Here is a 2924-nt window from a genome sequence, read left to right as displayed (position 1 = left end):
ATGCAAACAGCGCACCGGCGATGCCGGCGTAAGCCGCGCCAATGGCAAAACTCAGCAGCGTGTAGTTGCGGATGTCCACCCCCAGGCTCTCGGCCCGTATCGGGTTGTCGCGCAAGGCCGTGAAAGCCTTGCCCCAGGGTGAGCGCAGCAACCCCCACAGCAGGCCCGAAAGGATGACCGTCACGGCCAGTACAAAGTAGTAGTAAGGCAGGTTGCCTTCGAGCGAATACCCGAAGAGGGACGGCCGTGCAATGTTGTTGATGCCAAAGGTGCCTCCGGTGAGCCACTCTTCATTGCGCATGACCAGCCAGATGGCGGTGTTAAAACCCAGCGTTGCGAATGCCAGGTAAATGGCTTGCACGCGCAGCGCCGGGAAACCCAGGATCAGCCCGACGGCAAAACAGATCAGTGCGGCAGCCGGCAAACCAAGCCAGAAGCTGACACCCGCCTTCATCAGGATGGCGACGGTGTAGGCGCCAATACCGAAGAAGGCCGCGTGGMCCAGCGATTTCTGGCCCGCGTAGCCAATGGTCAGGTTCAGTCCCATGGTGGCAATGATAAAAACCAGCCAGTAGGTCAGCAGGTAGATGCCGTAGCTCTTCAGGAACTGCGGCACCGCCAGTACCAGCAAAGCGGCCAGAACCGTCAATACCAGGGCAAATTTGTTGTTGGCGAGCTTCATACCTTGCGCTCCTCTTTTTTACCCAGCAGGCCTTGTGGCTTGAAGAGAATCACCACCATGAAAATAACCAGCGCCACGGCGTCCTTGTAGGCCGGAGAAATATAGGCAGCGGCCAGGTTCTCGCACACCCCCACAATCAGCCCGCCCAGCAAGGCGCCGCGCGAGTTGTTGAAACCGCCGATGATGGCGGCAAAAAAAGCCTTGGTACCCAGGCCTTCGCCCATGTCGAACTTGGCGAGGTAAGTGGGCGTAACGAGCAGGGCCGCCGCCACCGCCAGCACGGCATTGATGGCGAAGGTGTAGAAAATCATGCGCGGCACATTGATGCCCAGTACCGAAGCGCTTTCGGTGTTTTGTGCCACGGCCTGCATGGCACGGCCCGTGACGGTTTTGGCCAGGAAAGCCTGTGTCGCCATCACGATGATCAGGGCCAGCGCAAAAGTGCCGATGTCCTGAAGCGTTATCGTGACGCCGGCGATGTTGAACAGCTTGTCGGCAAAGAGACTCGGAAAAGGATGGGCTTCGGCGCTGTAGCCGGCGCGCACGCCATTGCGCAGGGCAATGGAAAGCCCGATGGTCGCCACGACGATGGGCATCATGCCGTACTTGAAGAGCGGATCCACCACCCCCCGCTTGAAGACCCAGCCCAGCAGCAACACGGCCAGCAGCACCGCCAGCACAAAGCTCACCAGCATGGGTGCGCCCAGCGAAATGAAGGCCAGCATCATGAAGGCCGGCAGCATGACAAATTCACCCTGCGCAAAGTTGATCGTTCCCGAGGCCTGCCACAGCAAGGTAAAGCCCAGGGCCGCCAGCGCATAAATGCTGCCGGTGGCCAGGCCCGAGAAAAAGAGTTGGAGAAAGTCTGTCATGGGAAGGTCCGATGGAGAAAGTCGGTTGTATTCAGCGGAGTTCTCAATGGGAAGGGCTTGCGCCCTGCCCCATGAGCGGCCGGCCCCGCATGGCCGGCCGAGGTTGCAGTTACTCAGTTACTTCTTCGCGGCTGGCTTGGCCGCAGCAGCAGGTGCCAAAGGAAGGGTCTTGCTCACGTCCCGGGTGGCCAGGCCAAGCGGGGGAACCATGTCAATGACTTCCTGCTTGCCGTTTTTGACTTCCACCATGAAGCTCATGCGGTCGAGGTCGCCCTTGTTGTCGAACTCGGTGTACATCAGCGCGCCGGGATATTTGTCGGTGTTGACCTTCAAGCCCTTCATGGCCGCAGCCACGGCCTTGCGGTCCAGCTTGCCGGCTTTTTCGATGGCGGCCTTGAGCACGTAGACACCGGAGTAGCCCTTCATGCCGTTGTGATCGGAGATGTACTTGTAGTCCTTCTCAAACTTCGCTTTGAAAGCGCGGATGGCGGGCACCGGCGCATCCACCGTCAAGCCCACGTGGGCAATCGCGCCGTTGGCAGCCTCACCGGCCAGCTCAATGACTTTCTGGCCTGTCAGGGTGGTTTCGCCGATGATGGGCTTGTTCCAGCCCTGCTTGCGCAGCTCGCGCAGCAAGCGTGCCGACTCTTCTTCGTTCGAATAGGCGAACACGCCGTCTGCATTGCTTTGCTTGGCACGCAGCACCGCGGCGGAGAAGTCGACCTGGCCCGGTTCGGTGGAGATCTCGCTCAGGATTTTGGTCGGCGAATTGGCGAGGGCTTTTCTGATCGAGTCCATGCCGCCCTTGCCGAAATCGTTGTTCACATAAATGACGGCAATGCTTTTGAGTTTGGCCTGGTCACTGATGTAGCGTGCCACCTTGGGCATGGCAGTGGCTTGCGTGAAACTGGTGCGAAACACGTAAGGGTTGCCCTGCTCGGTGATGCTGGCTGCCTCGCCCCCGGTGAAGTTGGGCACCTCGGCGCGCCGTGATTCGGCCATRCTGACCATGATGGAGCCGGAGAACACCGGACCAAAGATGGCAAACGCGTCGTCATCGATGRCCTTTTGCGTCAGCCCCTTGGCCACGCCCRCATTGCTTTGCGTATCAGCGGTGGTTGTCTGGATTTTCTTCCCCAGGATGCCGCCGTTGGCATTGATTTCCCTGACGGCCAGCTCCACGCCGTTCTTGAAGTTGGTGCCTGCCGTGGCGCCGCCGCCGGACAGCTCGACAATGTTGGCGATCTTGATGACGTCTTGCGCAAAACCAGCGCTGGCACTTACTGCAAGCGCGCAAGCAGCTATCAATTTGAGAGCGAATCGTTTTTTCATGGTTGTCTCCTCTGGGGGGTTAAAAAATCAAGGTGATG

The 2924-nt window shown here is 59.3% G+C and carries 3 protein-coding genes; all 3 read right to left on the bottom strand.

Going from position 1 to position 2924, the window contains the following annotated elements; translation table 11 throughout:
* The coding region (locus AC1D1X_RS19650; RefSeq protein ID WP_477698952.1) for a branched-chain amino acid ABC transporter permease at window positions 1-682 on the bottom strand (682 nt) is incomplete at its 3' end.
* Window positions 679-1554, bottom strand: a complete 876-nt coding sequence (locus tag AC1D1X_RS19645) for a branched-chain amino acid ABC transporter permease (protein WP_457280111.1) — start codon at window positions 1552-1554, stop codon at window positions 679-681. The genes AC1D1X_RS19650 and AC1D1X_RS19645, both read right to left, overlap by 4 nt.
* Before the next feature lie 117 nt (window positions 1555-1671).
* Window positions 1672-2886 carry an ABC transporter substrate-binding protein gene (locus tag AC1D1X_RS19640; protein WP_477698951.1) on the bottom strand — a complete coding sequence of 405 codons (1215 nt, stop codon included), beginning with the start codon at window positions 2884-2886 and terminating at the stop codon, window positions 1672-1674.
* Between the last annotated feature and the right edge of the window lie 38 nt (window positions 2887-2924).

The organism is Polaromonas sp. P1_G4 (genome assembly GCF_056405475.1).
Note: the sequence above shows the minus strand (reverse complement) of the source record. Positions and strands in the feature narration are given on the sequence as shown.

Excerpts from the sequence above, each read along its gene's own strand:
- AC1D1X_RS19645 (WP_457280111.1), bottom strand. The coding sequence starts at position 1,554 with ATGACAGACTTTCTCCAACTCTTTTTCTCGGGCCTGGCCACCGGCAGC.